This is a genomic window from Mesorhizobium ciceri biovar biserrulae WSM1271, assembly GCF_000185905.1.
Taxonomy (GTDB): Bacteria; Pseudomonadota; Alphaproteobacteria; order Rhizobiales; family Rhizobiaceae; genus Mesorhizobium; species Mesorhizobium ciceri.
Genome location: NC_014923.1, coordinates 4,056,719 through 4,072,815 on the forward strand (window position 1 = coordinate 4,056,719; position 16,097 = coordinate 4,072,815).

Here is a 16,097-nt window from a genome sequence, read left to right on the forward strand (position 1 = left end):
TTCTGAAGGGCAGGGCAAGCTCATGGCATCTGTGGCATTTCTCGGTCTTGGCGTGATGGGCTATCCGATGGCCGGACACTTGAAGAACAAGGGCGGCCATGACGTCACCGTCTACAACCGCACCAAGGCCAAGGCCGAGCAATGGGTTGGCCAGCATGGCGGTAGCCTGGCGGCGACCCCTGCGCAGGCCGCCGAGGGCAAGGATTTTGTGTTCTCCTGTGTCGGCAATGACGACGATCTGCGTTCGGTGACGACCGGTCCGGAAGGCGCCTTCAAATCGATGAAGAAGGGTTCGGTCTTCATCGACAACACCACCGCCTCGGCCGAGGTCGCTCGCGAGTTGGCAGCGGCGGCGCAAGCCGGCGGATTTTCGTTTCTCGACGCGCCGGTCTCGGGCGGCCAGGCCGGCGCCGAGAACGGCGTGCTGACCGTGATGGTTGGCGGCGAGCAGGACGCTTTCGACAAAGCGAAGCCTGTCATCGACGCTTTTGCCCGCATGGTCGGCTTGATGGGGTCGGCCGGTGCCGGCCAGCTCACCAAAATGATCAACCAGATCACCATCGCCGGCCTCGTCCAGGGCCTGGCCGAAGGCATCCATTTCGGCAAGAAGGCCGGGCTCGACATCGAGAAGGTGATCGAGGTGATTTCCAAGGGCGCCGCGGGCTCCTGGCAGATGGAGAACCGCCACAAGACGATGAACGCCGGCAAATATGATTTCGGCTTCGCCGTCGACTGGATGCGCAAGGATCTCGGCATCTGCCTGGCCGAGGCCGACCGCAATGGCGCCAGACTGCCGGTCACCGCACTCGTCGACCAGTTCTACAAGGATGTGCAGGCGATGGGCGGCAAGCGCTGGGACACGTCCTCGCTGCTCGCCCGTCTCGAAAAATAGGTCTCTGCCGTGGCAGAGCTCTCGCCTCAATCCAGTGCCGCGGAAATCGTCGCCCATCTGCGCGCCATCGGATCCGAGGAGAACCGCCTCGGCATGTTGCGCTACGGCATCAAGATCGACCGTGCACTTGGCATCTCGCACGGTATGCAGCGGCAGATCGCCAGGACGATCAAACGCAACCACGAGCGCGCCTTCGAGCTGTGGGACACCGGCATCGTGGAGGCGCAGTTCATCGCTTCCGTCACGGCTGACCCGAAACGGTTTTCTGCTGAAGATGCAAGGAGATGGGCGGCGAGTTTCGACTCCTGGGACATCGTCGACGGCGTCTCGGATCTCTTTGTCGATACGGACGCCTGGAAAGAACTGATCGCCGAGTTTGCGGCCGACGAGCGGGAATTCGTTCGGCGCACGGCCTTTGCCATGATGGCCTGGTCTGTCGTCCACCGGAAGCAGGAGCCGGAGACGACCTTCCTCGCCTTCCTGCCGATCATCGAAGCGTATGCCGCCGACAGCCGCAATTTCGTGAAGAAAGCCGTTAACTGGGCGCTTCGGTCGATCGGCAAACGATCGATGGACATGCACGGTGCCGCACTGGCTGTCGCCGAACGGCTGGCGCAGTCGGCAGACAAGACGGCGCGCTGGATCGGCAAGGACGCCGTAAGGGAGCTGACCAATGCCAAGACGCTCGCGCGGATCGCCGCCAGGAAAGGCTGACGGCGCGCGTTCCGCCATGTCAGGATCTCGCCGACATGTGAAGTGGCTGCCGACATGTGATGCGCCTCGAGCGTTGACGTCTTTGGCAGCGGCGTCTTTACTTGAGGCTCAAAGGAAGCGGCCGATGAGCAATCCTCTAAAATCAACCCTGGCGCTCGCTGCCGCTTTGTTTGTGTCCGCTGCCGCCGATGCCTCGGCCGAGACTGCGCACATATTCTGGAAGGATCTGCGTCCGGCTACGCAATCCGCCGCCGAAAACGTCGGGCTGCCGATGATCGCGGCAAAATTGCCCGACCATGGCGAAACGCTGTCCGTCAATCTTCAGGACAAAAGCATTCAGCTAGCCGGCTACGCATTGCCGGTCGATCGCGACGGTGATCTTGTCTACCAGTTCCTGTTGGTACCCTGGACGGGTGCCTGCAGTCACATGCCGACGCCGCCGCCCAACCAGATTGTCCTGGTTACGCCGGCCCGTCCCTACAAGATGTCCGAGGCCTATCAGCCTGTAGCGGTCACCGGCGCGCTGAAGCCGGACATGGAGAAGAGCCAGTTGTTCATCCTCGACGGCGTCAGCATCATCCAGTCTGGCTACAGCGTGCGCAAGGCAGATGTGGTGAGCGTCGAGACCGTGCCGGATACGATCACGCTGCCGGTGAACTCACCCTGGAGTTTCCTCAACAAAAAGAAGAACTAAGCGAGATGACTTTATGTGACGTTCAGCTCAGGCAGCGTTGGCACCCGATTCCTTGTCCAGAACCATGTAGTCGAGCGGGATTTCGGTCGTGTACTTGATCTGCTCCATGGCGAAGGACGACGACACGTCACGAATTTCGATCTTGGCGATCAGCCGCTTGTAGAAGGCGTCATAGGCGGCGATGTCGGGCACCACGACGCGCAGGAGATAATCGACGTCGCCGCTCATGCGGTAGAACTCGACCACCTCGGGAAACTCCTGGATGACTTCCGAGAAACGCCGCAGCCATTCATGGCTATGCGAATTGGTGCGGATCGACACGAAGACGGTGACGCGCACATTGACCTTTTCATGGTCGAGAATGGCAACGCGCCGCTTGATGACACCCTCTTCCTCGAGCTTCTGGATGCGTCTCCAGCAAGGCGTCGTCGACAGCCCGACTTTCTTGGCGACATCGGCGACCGCGAGTGTCGCGTCCTCCTGCAAGAGGCGGAGAATTTTTCTATCGAGGCGATCCATATCGTGCTCCCAAGGGAATAGAATGCCTATACTCTGCCTTATCCAGGCCTTTCACAAGAAAGAAATTCTGCTGATCGGGCAAAAAGCGAGTGATTTCTTGCTGAAAGGTCAGCCGAGACGATAGCGGATTTCCGAACGCAGAAAAGGCAGCAAATCCATTTCAAACCACGGATTCTTCTTCAGCCAGCCCGTGTTGCGCCACGAGGGATGCGGCAGCGGCAGCACTTTCGGACCGATGGAATTCTCCCAGATGGAGCGCCAGTCCATGACCGTTTCCGTCAGTGAGGGCCGGCGCGCCGCACCCATGTGCCAGGACTGCGCGTAGATACCGATCGTCAGCACCAGATCGATCCGTGGCATAGAGGCCATCAAAGGTGCGCGCCAGGCCGCCGCGCATTCGCGCCTCGGCGGCAGATCTCCCCCCTTGGCATCCTGGCCGGGAAAGCAGAAGCCCATCGGGACGATTGCGAATTTTTCGATGTCGTAGAATTCGTCGCTCGTCACGCCAAGCCAGCTGCGCAGGCGGTCGCCGGAAGCGTCGGTGAACGGCATGCCCGACAGATGCACTTTGGTGCCGGGCGCCTGGCTGGCGATCAGGATCCGGGCGGTGGATGATGGGCGCAGCACTGGTCGCGGCTCATGCGGCAACGGCTTGCCGGCCGGATTTTCCACGCAGATGCGGCAGGCGCGGACCCTGGCGACGAGGTTTTCGAGTTCGGCAGTCATTCTCAGGCTGATGCGCTCGGCCGGCTGGAAACGGCTTGATGCCAGCGCAACACATTCGCGCACTCATCCGGTACCTTGATGCGTGCCGGCTTCATGAAGTCGACAGCGATCAGGCCGGTGATGTCGGCGATCGAATAGCTGTCACCGGCGATGAACTCCCGGCTGCCCAGTTCGCCGTCCAGCAGCCTGAGGAACGCCACGGCCTTCGGCTTGTTGGCCTCACCCCAATCAGGGACCTGCGGGATTTCCCATTCCTTCATGGCAGGATGGATGTGCCGGAAGGCCTGCGTGACGCAGCTGAGTAAATTGAATTCCATCCGCCTCTGCCACATCTCGACCTGCGCCTTGCCGAGTGCGCCACGCCCGAACAAAGCGGGCTCCGGATGCAGTTCCTCGAAATAGCGGCAGATGGCGACGGATTCGGTGATGACGGTGCCGTCGTCGAGTTCCAGCACCGGCAGACGCTGCAAGGGGTTGCGCGAGCTGACCGCCTGTTGCCTGTGTTCCAACGCGCCCATATCGATGGGCACCTGCGCAACCTCGATGCCTTTCTCGGCCAGGAAAACGCGGACCCGCCTTGGATTGGGCGCCCGGCCACCGTCGAAGAGCTTCATTCCATCCTCCTGTTCGTCCTCGGTTCCAGTTCCAGGATGCGCATCACCAGAAGCGAAAAATCTCGCGCACGGCATCGCCGATCGACGCCAGTGTGCCGTGCTTCTTCTCGACGACTTCGCCGTGATGGCTGTCTCGCCAATTCTGCGGCTGATCGAACGTTCCCGCCCAGATGCCGGCCTTTGCCGCGCGGGCAATGGCTTCCTCGCTCTCGAAGTCGCCATAGGCAACCGCCCAGCCCGCCTCGACCTGCGCGCGGTTGAGATCCTTGCCGCCGGCGGTGCAGTCGCCGAGCAGCCGGCCATAACGATCACGCTGCCAGCCGGTACAAGAGACGGGCTTGCCGGCGATCAGGCGAACGAGCGACTGACGCGCAAGCGTGCCGCAGGAATAGTCCGCGCCGTTCTTGCGGCAGGTCTGCGTGTATTCCGGAGCATCGATGCCGCGCATGCGGATACGCTCGGTGCCAAGCGTGATCGAATCGCCGTCGTTGATGATTGCCACGCCTTGCGTCTTGCGTGTCTCCACCCGGTCGAGGCGGGCCGCCAGCAGGATCAGCAGTCCGAGGATGATGACGGCAAGCCCGTAATCCACCAGCCGGCGCCACAGGCTTCTGGGGCGCGCAACGTATCGCCGGCGCGGCTTCGGCGACCATGAACGGCTCATATGGCAAACGGTTGGTTAATCATTCGAACGTAGCTTAACACTTGGAAACCGCTGCTCGCATAAATTGAAGTTTTGATGCCCTTGCAACGCTCGAACACAGCGGACAAGTTCATTGTGGACCGCAGGAAACGCCATCGCAACAGCGATGTCGCGCGCGCGGTGCGCAAGACGCGTGACCGTCTTTCGCAGCAGGCCGGCAATCCCGATTTCGATCGCGAACTGCTGAAGCTGCATGCCCGAGCGATGACAAGCGGCGCCATCGCCATCCCGCTTCTCGTGCTGGCGATTGCCGCGGGTGGCCGGCTGGCCGGAATCGGCAACGAGATCGGGCTTTGGGCGCTGTTCACGCTAACCTGCTACACTATCGTTGCCTTCATGGCGCGGCGCATAGAGCGCACTGAAGCTTCCGAGCTCAACCCTTTGCAAGCACGGCGGGAATTCCTGATCGGCCATTTCCTGTGCGGTCTCGGCTGGGCTTGGTTCGTGTGGCTTGGCTGCAGCGTCTGCGAGGTCGATCCGTTCCACATCGTCAAGGCCGTGGTGCTGTTGTTCGCCATGGCGGCGACCGCGGTGATGACCTCGTCTCTGCGCGGCGCGCTGCTGGCGACCTTTGCCGTTCCCGTGGCGCTCTACGCCTATGCCGGCGCCAAGCTATGGATGCCGGTCGAGGCGATCATGGCCGCGCTGCTGGTCGTGTCGCTGCCGTTTCTCGCCTATGTGGCCCGTCATCTCAACCACTCGTCCCTGATGATGCTGTCGTTCCGCTCCGAAAAGGATGCGCTGATCGCCGAACTGGAGACGGCGAAATCGATGTCGGACGAAGCGCGGCGGCGGGCCGAGGACGCCAATCTGGCGAAATCGCGGTTCCTCGCCTCGATGAGCCACGAATTGCGCACGCCGCTCAACGCCATTCTCGGTTTTTCCGAGGTGATGTCGAACGAGGTGCTGGGACCGATGAGCAATCCCACCTATCGTGACTACGCCCATGACGTGCACGAATCCGGCCAGCATCTGCTCGACCTGATCAACGAGATTCTCGACCTGTCACGCATCGAGGCCGGCCGCTACCAGCTCAATGAAGAGCCGGTGATGCTGCTTGGTATCGTCGAGGACTGCTGTCACATGATGGAGTTGAGGGCGCGCAACAAGGATATCCGTGTCGTCCAGGATTTCGAGCACGAGCTGCCTCGGCTGTTCGCCGATGAACGGGCCGTGCGGCAGATCACGCTCAACCTTCTGTCGAACGCGATAAAATTCACCGCCACCGGCGGCGAAATCCGTGTCCGTGTCGGTTGGACGGCGGGCGGCGGACAATACATTTCGATCAAGGACAATGGCCCGGGCATACCGGAAGACGAGATCCCGATCGTGCTTTCCGCCTTCGGCCAGGGCTCCATCGCCATCAAGAGCGCCGAGCAAGGCACCGGGCTTGGCCTGCCGATCGTGCAAGGGCTGCTCGCAATGCATGGCGGCGAGTTCGAACTTCATTCCAAGCTGCGCGAAGGCACCGAGGCGATCGCCATCTTCCCGCTGAGCCGGGTGATGGAGGAATTGCCAGCACTGCCGACAGCAGCGGTGGCGGCTCGACGGCGGTAATACCTCAAGCCCTAACCGCGTACCGCCGCAGCCATGCCCGAACTGGTCAGGGCGGCGGCCTTGACCAGACCCGCGGCAAGGGCGGCCCCTGCCCCTTCGCCATGGCTGATGCCCAGATCAAGCAACGGGCGCAGGCCGAGCCGTTGGGCGGCGCGTGCATGCGCGGGTTCCGGCGACAGGCTGGCCAGCAGGCAATGATCGAGCGCGGCGGGATTGACGCCATGCAGTACCGCTGCGGCTGCCGTCGCGGCCACTCCGTCGAGCAGCACCGGGATCTTCTGCATCCGCGCGGCGAGGATGGCACCGGCGATCGCTGCGAACTCACGACCGCCGACCCGGCGCAGCGCCTCGAGCGGGTCGCCGAGATGGCCGCCATGAAAAGCCAGCGCCGCATCGACCACGCCGGCCTTGCGTGCCTGCATCGCCGCATCGGCACCTGACCCCGGGCCGACCCAGTCGGCGCCCCTACCCCCGAACAGCGCCGCAAACAGGGTGGCGGCGACGGTGGAGTTGCCGACGCCGAGATCGCCGAGACACAAGAGATCGGTGCCGCCGGCGATCGCTTCCATGCCGAAGGCCATGGTGGCGGCACAGCCACGCTCGTCCAGCGCGGCCTCTTCGGTGATGTCGGCGGTCGGGATGTGCAGGGCAAGATCGAAGACCTTAAGCCCGAGATCGTAGGCAATGCAGATCTGGTTGATTGCGGCACCTCCGGCGGCGCAAAGTTCGACCGCGTTGGCGGTCGCCGCCACCGGCCGTGGCGAAATGCCGTGGCGCGTGACGCCGTGATTGCCGGCAAAGACCGCCATCAGCGGTCTTGTCACCGCGGGCGGAGCCCGCCCGCTCCAGGTGGCCAGCCAGGCGGCGATGTCCTCGATGCGGCCAAGCGAATTGCCCGGTTTGTCGGCCTTGGCAAACAGCGTGCGCACGCGGGTCTCGGCTGCCGTGTCGGCCGCCGGCAGATTGGCCAACAAGTTGCGAAAATCGTCGAAAGGCAGTGCGCTGGTCATCTTGTTATCGATCATTCCCTGGAGTTGGTAAGCGGCATAGCCGCCTTGCGGGGTTGGCACAACCTCTGGGATGATGGGCCTGCATTTGCCGCAAAGCCGGCCCCGAAGGGCGCAATCGCGAGGGCTTGCATTGGCTTTGCCGTTGCACCATGTGGAGGTGGAACAAGGATTGCGGATGGAAGCCCAAGAGAAAGTCATGACGGCCATCGAATCCCCGTGCATCCTGGTCTGCTCGATCGACATGAAAACCGGCTTCTGTTTCGGGTGCGGCCGCACGCGCGAGGAAATCGGCGCCTGGATCGGGATGACGCCGGAAACGCGCCGCAGCGTCATGGCTGAATTGCCGGCCCGGCTGGAAACGGTCGAGCGCCGGCCGCGCCGGGAAACGCGCCGCACCCGCATGGCGCGCGAACGCGACGCGCTGTCGTGAGGTGCGGATGAGCCGGTTGTTCTGGATATTGATGGCCGCGATCGGGGTGGGAGCAGTCCTGCTCATGCTCAACGATTCCGCCGGCAGCACCCTCGGCGTGGAGAACAACGATTTCAGCCGGCTGATCTGGCTCGGCGCCTTTGGCGCCCTTATCGGCGCCGGCCTGCTTCGCTCGGGCCGACCCCTGGGCGCCATGGCCCGCAACTTAGGCGCCTGGGCGGCCATCGCGCTCGCGCTGATCGCCGGTTACCAGTATCGCTATGAGCTGCAGGATGTCGCCAGCCGGGTGACCGCGGGCCTTGTTCCCGGCAGCCCGCTGGCCCTGGGTATCGAAGACGGTCACGCCACCGTAACGCTCGACAAGGCGGACAATGGCCATTTCGAAGCGCGCATCCTGGTCAATGGCAACCCCGTCCGGGCCGTGGTGGATACCGGCGCGACCAGCACCGTGCTGACGTCCGAAGACGCACAAGCCGCCGGATTCAATCCAGCGGCGCTCAACTACACCATACCGGTTTCGACCGCCAACGGCATGGCACGCGCCGCGGCCGTGAAAACCGATCAGATTGCGATCGGCGGCATCACGCGCAGGGATATGTCGGTGATGATCGCCGCACCCGGCATGCTCAGTCAGAGCCTGCTCGGCATGAACTTCATCGGTTCATTGTCGGGTTTTGACGTGCGCGGCGACCGCATGATCCTCAGGGACTGATCCCCGAATCTCAAGCCGCTTCGGCTGCCGCTCCGCCGAGCTCGACGGCCGCGAAAGCCGCCTTCAGCACGTCCGGGCCGGCGCCGGGTTTTGTCGCGTCGGTGGACAGGATCTGCCGGTAGCGGCGCGCGCCGGACAAGCCATGGAACAGTCCGACCATGTGGCGGGTGACATGTCCAAGCCGCCCACCCTGCTCGATATGACGTGCCGCATAGTCCGCCATCGTATCGATCAGCGCGGCGAAATCGAACGGCTCGGACTGGACGCCGTAGAAAGCGGCATCGACGCCAGCCAGAATGCCGGGCGTGTGGTAAGCGGCGCGGCCAAGCATGGCGCCATCGACATGGTCGAGATGCGCCAACGCCTCTTCGATCGTCTGAATGCCGCCATTGATGCCAATGAATTCGTTATGTTTTCTAGCCTTCAGCCGATAGACCCTGTTGTAGTCGAGCGGCGGGATGTCACGGTTTTCCTTGGGGCTCAGCCCTTCCAGCCACGCCTTGCGCGCATGCACCCACAATGCGTCGGCGCCGGCGTCGAAAACCCCATCCGCCAGCGCATCGAGGGCCGGCTCCGGATCCTGCTCGTCGACGCCGATGCGGCATTTGACGGTCACGGGAATTGTCACCGCCGCCTTCATCGCCGCGACACAGCCGGCAACGAGGTCCGGCACCTTCATCAGGCAGGCGCCGAACGTGCCCGACTGGACGCGGTCTGACGGACAGCCGACATTGAGGTTGATCTCGTCATAGCCAAAGGCCTCGCCGATGCGCGCCGCCTCGGCAAGTTTTTCGCGATCCGAGCCGCCGAGCTGCAGCGCGACCGGATGTTCTGACGCATCGAAGCCGAGCAGACGCTCGCGTGCGCCATGGATGACGGCGTCGGCCACCACCATCTCGGTGTAAAGCAGCGCATGGCTCGACAGCTGGCGGTGGAAGAACCGGCAATGCCGGTCCGTCCAGTCCATCATGGGCGCTATGGCTACCCTAAACCTTTGATAATCTTTCATGCTTCATAACTTCGACAGGTTGGATCGCGTCGTACGGGCTCTATCACGCGCCATGATAGGCCCAAGCCGCAAATCGGCGGATGACTGGCCGGCGCCACGGCGTGGGGCGTCGAATACCTCAATCGCAGGGTAGCGTATAGGTCGACCTGGCCGGAATTGCCAACGCGTCGCCTGCTTTCGATGCCTGGGCGGAGGACGGAACCCTCCAGCTTCGTATGACGGTGTCTGCGCCAACGATGTGGCTAGGAACTGGGAAGGCCAGCCCTCGACAGCATCTCAAGGAACCGGGAATGATGATGATCCTTTACATAGCGCGGCACAAAGCCAGGGCAGACGTTGCTCAGATTGAGATGCGGAAGTTGTGACAGACAATGGTGGATGGCCCGGGACGCTTCTTCGTTGTTTCCGGTGGCCGACGCGGTCGCGGCCCAATAAAGGGCGCCGCGAACGAAGCCAGGCTTTGTCCTGACCACTTTGCGGGCGGCTTCGAGCGCCCGCTGGTTGTCTCCGCCAGCGAAGAGCGCCACAACCAGGCCGTGGTGGCGCCAGAAGTCGATGACATCGTGCGTTCCGAGCCGGATTGCTTCGTTGGCCTCACGCACCGCTTCGTCGACCTGTCCGCGCAACGCAAAGAGCATCGAAATATCGCCGTGGCCAGTCGGGTAGCTTGGGTTGAGGCTGATCGCGTGGCGGCATTCGGCGATCGCCTCGTCGATGCGACCGCAACTTTCGAGAGCGAACGACAGAATACATCGGGCAATTTCATCGTCCGGTACCGCCCGCACTGCGGCTTCCGCAAGCTCGACCGCACGCTCGATCACCCCACGCTCCCGAGGCAGCGCACCAAACGCCACGCCCATGGATATTACGATCGAGAGCGTCCGCTTTGCACGGGCATTGTCGGGACCTATCGAGAAGGCCCTCTCGGCAAGCTCTATCCCGACCAAAAGTGAGTCCCGAGTCATCTCAAAATATTTCATGAGGGCTTCGTTCACCAGCCTGCGCACTTCAGGGATCCCTGGCGGGCTTTTGTCTCGAACCTTCCAGTTGGTCAGTTGAAGTTCGAGGATCACGGCAAGAACAACAGATTGTGCGATCCTGTCCTGGAATTCGAGCGCGTTCTCGGAGTGGCCGTCGAACTTCTGGGCCCAGACATGGTGGCCGCCGGCGGCATCGACGAGCTGGGCATTCACCCTCAACCCATTGCCGGATCTCTGGACGCTGCCGCTGAGCATATATCGCGCCCGGAGTATCCCTGGTGTCTTGGCTTCTTCGCCTGGGCCGCTCTTCTCGGGCGGAAGCGCGGCGAGCACGACATAGTCGGCCACTTCGGAGAGGGCTGTCGTGATGTCCTGGACAAGTCCCTTTGCGAAGAAGTCGTCGCCTTGCTTTCCGGTCAGATTGACGAAGTCGGCAACGCTGATGGACGGACGCCCAAGGCGCTGGCTGGACGGAACACTATTTGTCGACTGCACATTTGAAGCGTCGTCGGCGGCGAGCAACAGAGATTGCCAAAGCGCCCGCGTTTCAGGGCCGGCTTCGACGCCGAACTCCTTCTTCAGCATGCTTCTGCAAGCTTCGTATGTCCTGATTGCCCTGTCGCGTTGGCCACATGCGAGCAGCAATTCCATCTTGAGCCGGTAGGATTCCTCCCGTGTCGGTTCCATGGTCAGAATACGATCGGCCAGGATCAGCCCGGCATCGGGGTCGACGAGACGGGCCAGTTTTTCGAAGGACTCAAGCGCGCGGCCGAGCAGCCTGTCGCGTTCCGATGTGATCCAGTCATCGAACGTATTGCTTCCCAGATAAAGCCCGTCGAGGAAGGGCCCGGTGTAGTTCGCCAAAGCCTTCGCGAGGTCCTGGGCGGAACGGGCCGAGAGACCCGTTTCGAACTTCTCCACGTCGACTTGAACCAGCTCTGGCCTCAGGGCGATCAACTCACCGCTGGAATGGATGAGATCCACCCCCTCTCGCGCCAGATCCTGGCGCAGGACACTGAGGGCCTGGCGAAGGCTGTTGCGCGAATGTTCAGCGTCGCTGTCGCCCCATAGGAGGTCAGCCAGCCTCTCCCGCGTCGCCGCCATGCCCGGACACCGGGCCAGATAGGCGATGATTGCCGGCCCTCGTTTCCCGGTCAGCCGAAGCGGACCGGCCGTTTCATTTTCAATCCGGAAACCGCCGAAGAGTGAGATTCTATTTGCAGCGCCGCTGTCCTCACTTTGCATTTGCTATCCCAGCCTGACGAAATCCTAACTCAAAACTAACGCTTCGCAACAGTCGGCCTTCGCGCTCAAGCGCTGCCGTAACGGCAGGCTGTTTAGGCTTTGCTAAATTAAGGCGACCAAGTCAACGAAAGGCTTGGTTCGAGGGGGGCGCGTGTCCAGGACAAGAGCCAATTTGCTGCTGCTGTTTGCAGCCGCTTTGTGGGGCTTCGGCAATGTCTCGCAAAAGATGGTGCTTGTGCATCTCGACGCGCTGAGTGCTGTGGGTCTGCGATGCCTGATCGGCGGGCTGCTTGTGCTGCCCTTTGTCTTCATGGAGAAGCGGCTTCCGCTCGGGCCGGACTATTTTTCCAGCTTGGCCAAGGTGGGCGCGCTGTTTGCCATCTCCATCACGCTCCAGCAGCTTTGCTATCTCGGGGCCTCCGTCACCAATGCGAGCTTCCTGGTAAGCACGGCAACGGTAATGACACCGCTGGCCGCCTGGTTTCTCGTAGGCGAACGTCCGACAGCGAGTCTTACAATCGCCGCCGGATTGACCCTTGTTGGAGCCCTGCTGTTGTCGGATGGGATAGCCGGGTTCAGCAGTGGCGATCTTACCGCTGTGCTCTCGGCTGCCTGCTATGCGCTCTGGGCAGTCGAGCTGGGCCGGCACATGCAGGTGCATGCGCGGCCGTTCACCGCTGCCGCGACACAGTTCTTCGGCGCCGCAGCCTTCGCCCTGCCGCTCGGTGCAATGCAAGGCAATCTGTCGCTGGCCGCCGCATTCGCAGCCGGCCCGGAACTGGCGATCCTCGGCGTGTTCTCCACTGCGATTGCCTTCGGCATACAGACGGTTGCCCTCCGCTTTACGCCGGCCAGCCACGCCGCCGTGATCGTCAGCGCAGAAAGCGTTTTCGGGGCGCTGGGCGCGGCAATCTTTCTCGGCGAGCGGAGCTCGTCCGCGAGCGTCTTGGGTGCCGGCATCATCCTGGGTGCCATCCTGTCCGTTGCAATGTCGAACCGAGCGCCGCAGGCACGCACGTCCTTGCGAACCGCTTCGGTTCAACCCTTCGACGCGGCCCCTGCCTTTGCAGCTGCCGCCGCAAATTGGGCGGGCGATCGTCATCCCAACAATTCAGGTCCAGTGGAGGAATGTGATGGCCCTTGCCGGTGATGCGAAACGTATTCCAGACCCGGCCGGACTTGTCGCGGGGGCGCAGTGATGGATGCGCGGACAATCCTTCTTCCGGTCGCACATTTGGTATCGGCGCTTCGCGCCCGCATGAAGGGACCGGGCGGCTACTACAACAGCGGCAATGCGCTCGGCCTCATTGTCGGTCTGGCGATCCAGATTGCCACCGCGCCGGTCGGCCTGCATGAAGGAAGCAGCGTCACCATGGCGGTGATCGAATATTTCGCTGGCAGCCATGGCACTGTTGCGCTGACCTTGACCACCCTGGTCTTCTTCTGGGGCGGCGAGGCCTATCACCGGGCCTGGGCAAGGCCGGATGCTCCCGATCCCGCCCTCAACCGTCTGGGCGACTTCCTGTCGGGCCTGGGTGCGATCGGGCTCGGCATTGCCCTGTTGCTGCTCGGCGATCCACTGCTTGCGGCGACCTCCGGCCTGCTGCATGCGCTGGGCAAATTCGGCAGCACCTTTCACAGGCCCGGCACGCCAATTCCGATCTGGCCGGCCGCTTGGCCCGATCCGTTCCGCAGTGCGGTGCTCGCCAGCCGGTTGCCGCAATGCTGGCGACGACAGTGGCCCTCGCCCGCGCTTTGCCTGAGGTCTGGTGGAGCGGCTCTTTCGCGGCCCTCGCCATGCCACTGACCTTGCTCGGCTGTTATCTCTTGTGGACCAAGGCCGATCTGCTGCTCTTCGGCGTGGGCACCAAGGCCACCCGCCAGATTTCCACATGTTGAACCCGCTTTTTGAAACGACCGGATGTCGAGATGGAGAATGACATGTTTGGCAGTGTGTATCATCAGGACGCCGGCCCCCCACCCTTTCGCGAACGGGTGCGGATGACAGGCTGGGGCAGTCTCCTGACGCCGGCCGGTTCAATCTCGAGAATGACAGGAATACTTGCAGCTTCGCTGTTTTGGGGGGTCTCTGCCCATGCCGCGAACGTTGACGTCGCCATCGTGTTCGCGGTCGACTTTTCGTCATCCATCGATCCGAAGATCGCCGATATGCAACGCGAGGGACATGCCGCGGCACTCACCTCGCCAGAGATCATCGCCGCCATCAGCCGGAATTATGTTGGTTGCATCGGCGTTGCCTATTTTGAGTGGTCGAGCCCCGGACACGCGCGCGTCGTGCTGCCGTGGACAAGCATCTGCGGACTGGAAGATGCCAAAGCGGCGGCTGCGGTGATCAGCAGGAAAGGCGATACCGGCTTCATCCGCAGAGGGCGTGGCGGAACATCCGTCTCCTCGGCTATCGACATCGGCAGTCTCCTGCTCGACCAGTTCCCGGGAAAGGCCGCAAAGAAAGTCATCGATATCTCCTCCAATGGCGAGAACAACGACGGGCTTCCCGTCCAGCCGAGCAGGTCGAACGCCATGGCCAAGGGATATACGATCAATGCCATCGCCATCCCGGCGGAGGATGAGAATCCCGACCAACCTCTGGCATCCTATTTTGCCAAATCGGTCATTGGCGGTTCCCAGGCCTTCGTCATGACGCCGAAGGGGCCAGACGACTACACCATGGCGCTTCGCCGCAAGCTCGTGACTGAAGTAAGCATGAACGACGACCGTCCGCTGTGAAAGTGTGCCATGTAGGACGAACTTTCGAGGCCCCATCCCGGAGCGCATTGCTCAACGAGAACCCGCGCCCTGCAGCGCGAGACCTTGTAGCACCGTCAGGACAACAGCCTATCGCCGCAACGCGTGCACGCTTGCCTTGCCTTCGCCGCCTACCGGCAAAGCCATGTCATCGTCGAGAAGGCGCGTGATGCGGGCAAAGCCGGTGAACGCTTTCCTTGCTTCCTCGGCCGACATCTGGCCCGACAAAGCGGCCGAGCAACAGTTCAGCGCGCACTGATAAACCGGACCGCGCCGTCCCGCCGGCCATTTCCGCAAGAACATCATGGCTTCGGCAACACTATCGATTTCTTCCGCAGGGTGCCCTTGCCCGCGCGAAATCCGCACGGGCGAAAAGAAATGCAATTGATCCATCGTTTCCTCCCGGTCGACCGCAATGCGCTCGATCGAACCCCACCAAACGCGCCAACAGCCGGTTGGTTCCAGCCAAAAAATGGAATTTTTTAGAAATCTGTCAGGCGAAGGCGATCACCTGTGCGGTGGTGAGTGTCGCCTACATCGTCGGAAAGTGGCAGGCGACTTTGCGACCGGGTCGGTATTCCCGCAACTGCGGCCGCTCCGATCGGCAGCGCTCCGCCGCGATCGGGCATCGGGGATGGAAACGGCAGCCGGTTGGAGGGTTCAGAGGGCTCGGTACGTCGCCGGTGAGGATGATGCGCTTGCGCGTCCCGCTGGGCGTCGTCTCCACGATAGGAACCGCCGAGATCAGCGCCTGGCTATAGGGATGGGCCGGTGCTGCAAACACTTCTTCCGCCGGCCCTTCTTCGACGATCGAGCCGAGATACATGACCGCTATGCGGGTTGAAACCTGACGTACCACCGACAGGTCGTGGGCGATGAAGATGTAAGTGAGATTGAGCTTCTCCTGCAGATCGGCAAGCAGGTTGACGATTTGCGCCTGCACCGACACGTCGAGCGCGGAGACGGGTTCGTCGAGGACCACGAGGTCCGGGTTCAATGCAATAGCCCGCGCGATGCCGACGCGCTGGCGTTGCCCGCCGGAAAATTCGTGCGGAAACCGCATGACGTGATCCGGCAGCAGGCCGACAAGGTCGAACAGTTCCGCCACGCGTCTGGTGATCTCGCTCGACGAGAGCCTGCCATGGATGCGCAGCGGCTCGGCCACCAGGTCGCCGACGCGCCGACGCGGATTGAGCGATGCCGACGGATCCTGGAAAACCATTTGCAAGCGGCGCCGGAGCGGCCTGAGTTCGGACAGCGACTTCGAGGTGATATCGTTGCCTTCGAACAGAAGCTCGCCGTCCGATATGTCGTAGAGCCTCACCAGGCAGCGCGCCAGCGTGGACTTGCCGCATCCGGATTCGCCGACCAGGCCGACCGTCTCGCCGCGCCACACGGTCAGGGAAACATTGTCGACCGCATGAACGGTTCGCTTGCCTTCGGCGGAAAAACGGCTGCCGATGGAAAAGCGCTTGCCCAGCGAACGCGTCTCGATAATGGGGCGGTTCTTGTCGGTCATCGATCCG

General features: G+C 62.4%; 18 protein-coding genes. 9 read left to right on the forward strand and 9 right to left on the reverse strand.

Annotated elements, in window-relative coordinates:
• The first annotated feature begins 22 nt into the window (after positions 1–22).
• From MESCI_RS19720 to MESCI_RS19730, 3 genes are all read left to right on the forward strand, one after another.
• On the forward strand, positions 23–892 hold the full coding sequence (locus MESCI_RS19720; protein ID WP_013531708.1) for an NAD(P)-dependent oxidoreductase: 870 nt from the start codon (positions 23–25) through the stop codon (positions 890–892).
• Positions 893–901: 9 nt separating this feature from the next.
• Entirely contained in the window at positions 902–1,606 is a 705-nt protein-coding gene (locus MESCI_RS19725; protein ID WP_013531709.1) for a DNA alkylation repair protein, read from the forward strand.
• Positions 1,607–1,730: 124 nt separating this feature from the next.
• The gene (locus tag MESCI_RS19730; protein ID WP_013531710.1) at positions 1,731–2,300 is read left to right on the forward strand and encodes a DUF3299 domain-containing protein; all 570 of its coding nucleotides are present in this window, start codon (positions 1,731–1,733) and stop codon (positions 2,298–2,300) included.
• A gap of 27 nt (positions 2,301–2,327) precedes the next feature.
• On the opposite strand, the gene MESCI_RS19735 is transcribed toward MESCI_RS19730, so the two are convergent.
• The 4 genes from MESCI_RS19735 to MESCI_RS19750 all read right to left on the reverse strand — a co-directional run bounded on the left by MESCI_RS19735 (position 2,328) and on the right by MESCI_RS19750 (position 4,823).
• Positions 2,328–2,819, reverse strand: coding sequence for an Lrp/AsnC family transcriptional regulator (locus MESCI_RS19735; protein ID WP_006205209.1), 492 nt, complete (start codon positions 2,817–2,819; stop codon positions 2,328–2,330).
• Between the two features lie 108 nt (positions 2,820–2,927).
• Positions 2,928–3,608 carry a uracil-DNA glycosylase family protein gene (locus MESCI_RS19740; RefSeq protein WP_013531711.1) on the reverse strand — a complete coding sequence of 227 codons (681 nt, stop codon included), beginning with the start codon at positions 3,606–3,608 and terminating at the stop codon, positions 2,928–2,930.
• Complete coding sequence (locus MESCI_RS19745; protein ID WP_013531712.1) at positions 3,548–4,159, reverse strand: glutathione S-transferase; 612 nt, start codon at positions 4,157–4,159, stop codon at positions 3,548–3,550. Before MESCI_RS19745 ends, MESCI_RS19740 begins: the two co-directional genes overlap by 61 nt.
• Before the next feature lie 43 nt (positions 4,160–4,202).
• Entirely contained in the window at positions 4,203–4,823 is a 621-nt protein-coding gene (locus MESCI_RS19750; protein WP_013531713.1) for a thermonuclease family protein, read from the reverse strand.
• A 75-nt stretch (positions 4,824–4,898) separates the two neighbouring features.
• Here MESCI_RS19750 and MESCI_RS19755 point away from each other — a divergent pair, with 75 nt between their 5' ends.
• The gene (locus MESCI_RS19755) at positions 4,899–6,419 is read left to right on the forward strand and encodes a sensor histidine kinase (RefSeq protein WP_013531714.1); all 1,521 of its coding nucleotides are present in this window, start codon (positions 4,899–4,901) and stop codon (positions 6,417–6,419) included.
• Positions 6,420–6,430: 11 nt separating this feature from the next.
• On the opposite strand, the gene MESCI_RS19760 is transcribed toward MESCI_RS19755, so the two are convergent.
• The gene (locus tag MESCI_RS19760) at positions 6,431–7,429 is read right to left on the reverse strand and encodes a nicotinate-nucleotide--dimethylbenzimidazole phosphoribosyltransferase (protein ID WP_013531715.1); all 999 of its coding nucleotides are present in this window, start codon (positions 7,427–7,429) and stop codon (positions 6,431–6,433) included.
• Between the two features lie 196 nt (positions 7,430–7,625).
• Between MESCI_RS19760 and MESCI_RS19765 the strand changes: the two genes are divergently transcribed.
• Positions 7,626–7,859: a DUF1289 domain-containing protein gene (locus MESCI_RS19765; RefSeq protein WP_024503316.1), complete on the forward strand. Its 234-nt coding sequence runs from the start codon at positions 7,626–7,628 to the stop codon at positions 7,857–7,859.
• A 7-nt stretch (positions 7,860–7,866) separates the two neighbouring features.
• Positions 7,867–8,571 carry a TIGR02281 family clan AA aspartic protease gene (locus MESCI_RS19770; RefSeq protein WP_013531717.1) on the forward strand — a complete coding sequence of 235 codons (705 nt, stop codon included), beginning with the start codon at positions 7,867–7,869 and terminating at the stop codon, positions 8,569–8,571.
• A gap of 10 nt (positions 8,572–8,581) precedes the next feature.
• On the opposite strand, the gene dusA is transcribed toward MESCI_RS19770, so the two are convergent.
• Together dusA and MESCI_RS19780 are read right to left on the reverse strand one after the other, a co-directional pair.
• Positions 8,582–9,580, reverse strand: a complete 999-nt coding sequence (gene dusA / locus MESCI_RS19775) for a tRNA dihydrouridine(20/20a) synthase DusA (RefSeq protein ID WP_013531718.1) — start codon at positions 9,578–9,580, stop codon at positions 8,582–8,584.
• A gap of 242 nt (positions 9,581–9,822) precedes the next feature.
• The gene (locus MESCI_RS19780) at positions 9,823–11,805 is read right to left on the reverse strand and encodes a BTAD domain-containing putative transcriptional regulator (RefSeq protein WP_013531719.1); all 1,983 of its coding nucleotides are present in this window, start codon (positions 11,803–11,805) and stop codon (positions 9,823–9,825) included.
• Between the two features lie 151 nt (positions 11,806–11,956).
• On the opposite strand from MESCI_RS19780, the gene MESCI_RS19785 reads away from it, so the two are divergent.
• The 3 genes from MESCI_RS19785 (at position 11,957) to MESCI_RS19795 (ending at position 14,553) form a co-directional block, all read left to right on the forward strand.
• On the forward strand, positions 11,957–12,955 hold the full coding sequence (locus MESCI_RS19785; protein ID WP_013531720.1) for a DMT family transporter: 999 nt from the start codon (positions 11,957–11,959) through the stop codon (positions 12,953–12,955).
• Positions 12,956–13,003: 48 nt separating this feature from the next.
• Positions 13,004–13,612, forward strand: coding sequence for a hypothetical protein (locus tag MESCI_RS19790; RefSeq protein ID WP_245268554.1), 609 nt, complete (start codon positions 13,004–13,006; stop codon positions 13,610–13,612).
• A gap of 134 nt (positions 13,613–13,746) precedes the next feature.
• On the forward strand, positions 13,747–14,553 hold the full coding sequence (locus tag MESCI_RS19795; RefSeq protein ID WP_013531721.1) for a DUF1194 domain-containing protein: 807 nt from the start codon (positions 13,747–13,749) through the stop codon (positions 14,551–14,553).
• A 108-nt stretch (positions 14,554–14,661) separates the two neighbouring features.
• Here MESCI_RS19795 and MESCI_RS19800 read toward each other — a convergent pair whose 3' ends face one another.
• Entirely contained in the window at positions 14,662–14,964 is a 303-nt protein-coding gene (locus tag MESCI_RS19800) for a DUF982 domain-containing protein (protein WP_013531722.1), read from the reverse strand.
• A gap of 139 nt (positions 14,965–15,103) precedes the next feature.
• The gene (locus MESCI_RS19805) at positions 15,104–16,090 is read right to left on the reverse strand and encodes an ABC transporter ATP-binding protein (RefSeq protein WP_013531723.1); all 987 of its coding nucleotides are present in this window, start codon (positions 16,088–16,090) and stop codon (positions 15,104–15,106) included.
• Positions 16,091–16,097 lie beyond the last annotated feature (7 nt).

Bases quoted from the DNA above. Each gene is read 5' to 3' on its own strand.
- MESCI_RS19720 (WP_013531708.1), top strand. From the start codon at position 23: ATGGCATCTGTGGCATTTCTCGGTCTTGGCGTGATGGGCTATCCGATG.
- MESCI_RS19730 (WP_013531710.1), top strand. From the start codon at position 1,731: ATGAGCAATCCTCTAAAATCAACCCTGGCGCTCGCTGCCGCTTTGTTT.
- MESCI_RS19735 (WP_006205209.1), bottom strand. From the start codon at position 2,819: ATGGATCGCCTCGATAGAAAAATTCTCCGCCTCTTGCAGGAGGACGCG.
- MESCI_RS19745 (WP_013531712.1), bottom strand. From the start codon at position 4,159: ATGAAGCTCTTCGACGGTGGCCGGGCGCCCAATCCAAGGCGGGTCCGC.
- MESCI_RS19750 (WP_013531713.1), bottom strand. From the start codon at position 4,823: ATGAGCCGTTCATGGTCGCCGAAGCCGCGCCGGCGATACGTTGCGCGC.
- MESCI_RS19755 (WP_013531714.1), top strand. From the start codon at position 4,899: ATGCCCTTGCAACGCTCGAACACAGCGGACAAGTTCATTGTGGACCGC.
- MESCI_RS19760 (WP_013531715.1), bottom strand. From the start codon at position 7,429: ATGACCAGCGCACTGCCTTTCGACGATTTTCGCAACTTGTTGGCCAAT.
- MESCI_RS19765 (WP_024503316.1), top strand. From the start codon at position 7,626: ATGACGGCCATCGAATCCCCGTGCATCCTGGTCTGCTCGATCGACATG.
- MESCI_RS19770 (WP_013531717.1), top strand. From the start codon at position 7,867: ATGAGCCGGTTGTTCTGGATATTGATGGCCGCGATCGGGGTGGGAGCA.
- dusA (WP_013531718.1), bottom strand. From the start codon at position 9,580: ATGAAAGATTATCAAAGGTTTAGGGTAGCCATAGCGCCCATGATGGAC.
- MESCI_RS19780 (WP_013531719.1), bottom strand. From the start codon at position 11,805: ATGCAAAGTGAGGACAGCGGCGCTGCAAATAGAATCTCACTCTTCGGC.
- MESCI_RS19790 (WP_245268554.1), top strand. From the start codon at position 13,004: ATGGATGCGCGGACAATCCTTCTTCCGGTCGCACATTTGGTATCGGCG.
- MESCI_RS19795 (WP_013531721.1), top strand. From the start codon at position 13,747: ATGTTTGGCAGTGTGTATCATCAGGACGCCGGCCCCCCACCCTTTCGC.
- MESCI_RS19800 (WP_013531722.1), bottom strand. From the start codon at position 14,964: ATGGATCAATTGCATTTCTTTTCGCCCGTGCGGATTTCGCGCGGGCAA.
- MESCI_RS19805 (WP_013531723.1), bottom strand. From the start codon at position 16,090: ATGACCGACAAGAACCGCCCCATTATCGAGACGCGTTCGCTGGGCAAG.